This is a genomic window from Cytophagia bacterium CHB2 (assembly GCA_030263535.1).
In the GTDB taxonomy this organism is placed as follows: domain Bacteria; phylum Zhuqueibacterota; class Zhuqueibacteria; order Zhuqueibacterales; family Zhuqueibacteraceae; genus Coneutiohabitans.
The window spans coordinates 1-5,409 of sequence record SZPB01000408.1 but is presented as its reverse complement, the minus strand read 5'-3'; the positions used below and the strand labels follow the sequence as shown (position 1 = coordinate 5,409).

5 protein-coding genes and 2 pseudogenes are annotated in these 5,409 nt (G+C 49.8%); 2 read left to right on the top strand and 5 right to left on the bottom strand.

What is annotated here, in order from left to right:
• Positions 1-237 precede the first annotated feature (237 nt).
• Both FBQ85_26090 and FBQ85_26085 read left to right on the top strand, forming a co-directional pair.
• Entirely contained in the window at positions 238-426 is a 189-nt protein-coding gene (locus FBQ85_26090) for a type II toxin-antitoxin system HicB family antitoxin (GenBank protein MDL1878602.1), read from the top strand.
• A 119-nt stretch (positions 427-545) separates the two neighbouring features.
• Positions 546-767 (top strand): hypothetical protein, encoded by a 222-nt coding sequence (locus FBQ85_26085; protein MDL1878601.1) that lies wholly within the window; start codon positions 546-548, stop codon positions 765-767.
• A 301-nt stretch (positions 768-1,068) separates the two neighbouring features.
• On the opposite strand, the gene FBQ85_26080 is transcribed toward FBQ85_26085, so the two are convergent.
• The 5 genes and pseudogenes from FBQ85_26080 to FBQ85_26060 all read right to left on the bottom strand — a co-directional run bounded on the left by FBQ85_26080 (position 1,069) and on the right by FBQ85_26060 (position 5,409).
• A complete protein-coding gene (locus tag FBQ85_26080; GenBank protein ID MDL1878600.1) occupies positions 1,069-1,278 on the bottom strand; it encodes a hypothetical protein in 210 nt (69 codons plus the stop codon).
• A 42-nt stretch (positions 1,279-1,320) separates the two neighbouring features.
• On the bottom strand, positions 1,321-1,551 hold the full coding sequence (locus FBQ85_26075; GenBank protein MDL1878599.1) for a hypothetical protein: 231 nt from the start codon (positions 1,549-1,551) through the stop codon (positions 1,321-1,323).
• Positions 1,552-1,688: 137 nt separating this feature from the next.
• A pseudogene (locus tag FBQ85_26070) lies at positions 1,689-2,804 on the bottom strand (IS4 family transposase).
• Positions 2,805-2,981: 177 nt separating this feature from the next.
• Positions 2,982-3,899, bottom strand: coding sequence for an IS4 family transposase (locus FBQ85_26065; GenBank protein ID MDL1878598.1), 918 nt, complete (start codon positions 3,897-3,899; stop codon positions 2,982-2,984).
• A 1,063-nt stretch (positions 3,900-4,962) separates the two neighbouring features.
• A pseudogene (locus FBQ85_26060) lies at positions 4,963-5,409 on the bottom strand (PKD domain-containing protein).

The following is a 5,409-nucleotide window of genomic DNA, read 5'->3' as shown; positions in this document are numbered from 1 at the left end:
GAACGAAGAATAACGAGTTAGCTTCAGAAAAAGCTAAAAATAAAAATTTCTCAAAAACAAGCTTCGAAGAATTATGCCAAAGCATAGAATCGCATCTTGTCCCGATAAATATTAGTCAAAATCGTAGTTGCTTTGGTGGCTTTCTAGATTTAACCGGACAGCAGTGATTTCGTATATTGATAGTAGTTGCTGTTTACTTTCGGTTATAGGCTTGGAATTCCAACAGGAATTTTCATTATGAGACAATTCAAAGTTCTTGTTGAAAAATTTCCCGGCGGCTATGTCGCCTATCCGCTTGGCTTAAAAGGTGCCGTCGTTGGCGAAGGGGATACTTATGAAGAGGCTTTAGCCGACGCCAAGTCCGGCATTCAATTTCACCTCGAAACTTTCAAGAACGATTTGCCTGCCGACAAAAACCGCTCGTGACGAATTCTTGCAAGCGTCTGAACATGCTTGAGCACCAAAATTTCTGATGAAGACATGAGCAATCCTATGAATACTAAACTTCAAGAAATTATCGAAGATTTGCACCCCGCCGAAAACAAGTGCCGCAGTTTGAAAAGCAGTACGGCTTGCTCTCGGAATATTTTTTCGATGCCTACTCGGGCGGATGGCTCGACGACGATGGCAATTTAGACTTTGCTGAATGGGCCGGATATTACAAAAGCAAGTTGGATAGACTCCGGCGCTATCGCGCTTTGATGTTCAAAGAATCTCCGGCCATCAGAAATCTCAATCAGATGCATATCCATGAAACTGTCTCGTGAAGAATATGACGCGATGATTTATGGCATTGCCGAGCTGTCTGATCATATCGAGTATTCTGATTTAGAGTCAATACCGTTCACTTAAGAACCTGAATGGCATCGCGAAAGCTCGTGCCTGGCTGTGGGTACCTGCGGTGATGCTCTCGCTTCAACAAGAAATTGGACATTTTTCGTTTGACAACCCGCGGATTACTGCGCGAACGACGCTTAGTCCCTTTGTAGTTGAATCTGTGCAAAAAAAAGCAAGGATTTTTTGATGAGTGTAATTCTATCCAGTATTGATAGGGGTTTCATGACACTTTTAGAAAAACCAACTTTTTGGTTCCGGCTTGTCCGGGTTGGGCAATTGTTCATTGGCAATGTCTTGCAATAATCGTTTAAAGAGCAGGGGCCGTTGTTGCCGAGCGGTTTGTTGAAATTGATCGACGGACTCGCAGAGCTTGCGCAGCGTCACGACAAAGCTGATGCGATCGGGATCGAGGCCTGCAAAGAGCGCGGCCTGAAGCCGCAAGGCACACAGGGCGTTAAAGGCGATTAGCAGAGCATAAAATTCTTAGATCACGCCCAGTGGTTTGCGGCTACGCAAGGGTGTGCCGGCCTCGCGTTGATGGGTTTCCATTTCATCAATGGCGAGTTCAACTTCCCAACGTTCATGATAAGCGCAGATCAAATCCATGGCCGGCGCGTGATCGGGATCCATCAGTGAAGTCACCAGACGATGGACGATGCCATAGCCCGGACGGTTGGGATCAGACAGGGTATATTCCAGCACTCGAACCAGCATCCGCTCCCCCGCCCGTTTACGGCGATAGTCCGACGGATAAAGATAAGCGGTCACTGCTGTCCGGTTTAAAGCAGTAAAACGAGTTGTGCTGCATTGAGGGAGTTCTGCTGCGGGGCCAGCTTTCGATTAGCGGCCAGGAGCAGGGCAGTGAGTGACGTTCGAATGAACAAGTTTTCGCGCAGCAGGCGTTGAATATGTAACAGCGAGTATTGACATTTGGTTTGATATTTGAGATAGGCCAACAGTAGATAAGTGATCATGGCAATCCCAATCTGCGTCATCACCGCATTCTCGGAGGTTCCGAAGAAAGTTTTGATTTTGAGATGTTGCTTGATCCATTTGAAAAAGACTTCGATCTCCCAGCGCGCCTTGTAAATTTGCGCAATGGTCAAGGCCGCCAGATGAAAGATGTTGGTCAAGAACTCATAAACATTACCCGTTTCGGGGTCACAATAGACCACCAAGCGGAGTTCGATGGGGATATCATCGGCTTTGGTTCCTGTGATGCAAATGACTTGATCTTTGAGAATCCCTTGCGCACGAGCATGGTCAGTTAGGACCGGCAACCGATGTTCCGGATTTCGCAGAACACGATAGCTCATGTTGTCTTTCGCGCGCGTGACAAAATACGCTTCTTGTTCGTCGATATGGTTGAGCCATTTGTAGTCAATCATGGCGCGATCGAACACCAAAATATCGTCGGCTTCGAGTGCAAGCGTGCGCGCAATATTGATTTCATGGGTTTTTCCCGAGGTGATGTGCACAAAGTCAGGAATTTGCCCGCTGTGATCCAAACGCGTATGAATTTTGATGGCACCTTTGGCTTGACGAAACTTAGCCCACGGAAACATGGCCAGGCATAAACTGATCGTGGTAGCGTCAAACGATTTTAGTGGATTCTTAAAACGAAAGTTGTGTTGTGGGGCAAGGTCGCGGCAACGTGACAGCATCGCTGCAAACAGGTCTTGATAGATGCGGCAATCACGCTTGGCATTGGCATCAGCCAATGTCGAGTGCGAAGCGCTCTGGAGACCGAGATGATAAAAATAATTCTCCTTGTTGGCAAAACTGACCTCGATATCACGCAAGGAAACTTTGCCGCTGACTTGGGCATAACTCATGAGACCGAACTGTGACCAGCAAGTCATTTTGCGCGTGCGATAATCACCCTGATAGCGATCCACACACTGTTGGAAGGTGCCGCGCGGCATAAGTTTGAGAAATTGATTATACACGGTACTGAATTGTTGCATGACTTGAGTCTCCTGAAGTTTGAGTTTCGCTTTTGTTGACATCCAAAAATACGAAACGCGGCTTTGGGAGCTCAAGCTTTATTTCACACGTACGATAAGAAGTTTAAATTTTCTTCGTTATCCACAAAAGTGTGGATAAGTCGCTCACGAAACCCAAGGGTAACGTAATCGCCAATTTCAGACTGGACTCGGGAAAAATGGGCGCTTTTTGCCCCTTGGGCGACACGAAAAGCGCTCAACCGGACAGCAGTGATAAGCGGTATAGCTGCCATCTTTGAGATACTCGACCGGCTTAAGCGTCACCTGCGCACCCACGCGCGCCAAAAAGTGTGCGCCACGCTCATACACGATGCTATGCGCCATGGTGTAGCTGAAAAACCCACGGTCGATGAGGACGAGCATCCCCGGCTCAAGAGAGCGCAACAGGCGCAGTCCGCCGACCCGCTCACTAGTGTGTAAAGGCCAAATGCCGGCGTCCACAATTGCGTGTGTGCAACATTCACTCAAATAAACCACCTGTGCTTGTGGAAAGGCGCTCGTGCCGCGGCCGGTGGTGTGTCGCCCAAAGGAAGCAACATTCTCGGGCGTATCCGCCAAGAGTTCGGTGCTGCCATCAATGGCCATCAAGCGCAAGCCAAACAGAAACGCGCCCGGGGTTCCGAAATCGGCCAAGGGTTTGGCGGTTTGTTGAAACAAGGCGACGATGGGCTTGACACCCAAGCGAGAACGTGCGGCACATAACGCGCTTTTGCCCGGCAACGTGATATTCGGATCCGACCAAATATAACGCAAGCCCTTGACCAATTTGCTTAAGACGTGCTGGTAGGGATCATCCGTAAACAAATTCAACGCGATACAGAACCAAATGCAAAAAGCCGCGCTCACTTTCCGACAACGCTTCTCGCGTTTGCCGGTTTGCTCCAAAACTCGGTCAATGCGCCGCGAGGAGATGATCTTGCTCAGCGCGGGGATATTTACTTGTTCCGTAAAGTGCATGGACGCCTGGGGCACCTGCAATTTGAATCGCATAGGATGGTTCCTTAGTTTGGTATCGGTATCCAAACCAATATACCAAATCTTTAAAAACGGAGCCATCCTACTATTTTTCAAAGAACCTTGGCGCTTAAGTGAACGGTATTGGGCTTAGGACTCATGATAAACGATGCCCCGCCATTCGGGATACGTCCAGGTGGAGGTGCCCCAGTCGATGAGCGAACGGCAATGAGGAATTTCAGTCATACGGGATAGCCTTTTTGAGTGCAGGCATTCTACATCTTTGCGCGCATACTTGCAAGCAAAAAAGTTTGTTGCGGCTCACGCGGACTATCAACTTCTCACCATTCCTACAACGGTTTTGGGAGTTCTTCTTAGTCGTTTCCCACTGCAAGATATCTGCATGGCGACCCAAATCCGAACTCATTTCATCTCTCTGGTCAAGCTAAAACGAACTGCGCGGCATGGATGCCAGCCGGTGCAAAGACCGCATGCTCGTTCTGCTCTTTGTCAAAGAATTCGCAATCAATCGCCGGCGACCGGCATGCTTCGATTTCTATGTCACGAAGATCGAAAAACAGCTTGGATTTGCGCTAATGCTTTATCTCAAAACCGCCAGTTTTTTAGACAAAGTCGTTATGTTGCCATCCACAGAAGTTGCCGTGAGCCGGTAAAAATAGATACCGCTGGCAACGTGCGCACTTTTGCCGTCGCGACCATTCCATTCCACGAAGTATTCGCCCGCTTCTTTCACGCCGACATCAAATGTTGCCACGACCCGACCCGCAAGATCATGAATCATCAGTTCTACTTGTGCAGTTGAGGGCAATTGATACTTGATCGTCGTTGCCGAATTGACGACGGCGCCGTTCACGGCGAATGGGTTGGGATAATTTTGCTGCAACTCAAACGTGCGCGGCGCGCTCGCAGCTTGCTCATCAACAGCCGTCGCATGGCTCACACGAACGTGCACTGGCAGCGTGAGATTGCCGCCGTTGCTGGTGATGATGATCTGCCCTTCGTATTCGCCTTCCGCGAGGCCTTGGGTATCGAACGTGACATTGATCGTATGCGCGCCGCCCGCTGCAATCGCGCCGTTCGCGGGATTCACCGCGAGTCGGCTTGTGCCGTTCGGATGAATCGTCAAGAGGCGAATCGTTTCTCCGGTCGCGCCTTGATTGTCCGTCACTGTGAGCTTCGCGGTAAAATTTCCCGCGCGCGTGTAAGCGTGCGTCGCGATTTTCAAATTGCTCGAAGCGCCGTCGCCGAAGTCCCAGGCGTATTGCGTGATCTGCCCGTCGGGATCAAAAGATTGCGAGGCATCGAACGTGATCGCTTCGTTCACATTTGCCACCGACTTCGAGGTTTGCGCGCGCGCGACCGGAGGTTGATTGTTGCCGCCGCTCTTCGTGCCGAATGCGCGAATGAGATAGGCGCCGTTCTCAAAACCTGTCACTGCGCCAATCGGATCATAATCGCCCGAAACCCAATTGTAGTGAAAGCTGCGCTGCGGCGTTTGCGCGTTTCGGTCCGCGCCCGCGGGATATTCAATCGCTTCGTTCGCGCCGATTTCGATATAAAAAGTGTCGCTGGCCTTGAAAGTGATGGGATT

Coding starts and splice junctions, on each gene's coding strand:
- FBQ85_26090 (MDL1878602.1), top strand. CDS start 238: ATGAGACAATTCAAAGTTCTTGTTGAAAAATTTCCCGGCGGCTATGTC.
- FBQ85_26075 (MDL1878599.1), bottom strand. CDS start 1,551: ATGCTGGTTCGAGTGCTGGAATATACCCTGTCTGATCCCAACCGTCCG.
- FBQ85_26065 (MDL1878598.1), bottom strand. CDS start 3,899: ATGGCTCCGTTTTTAAAGATTTGGTATATTGGTTTGGATACCGATACC.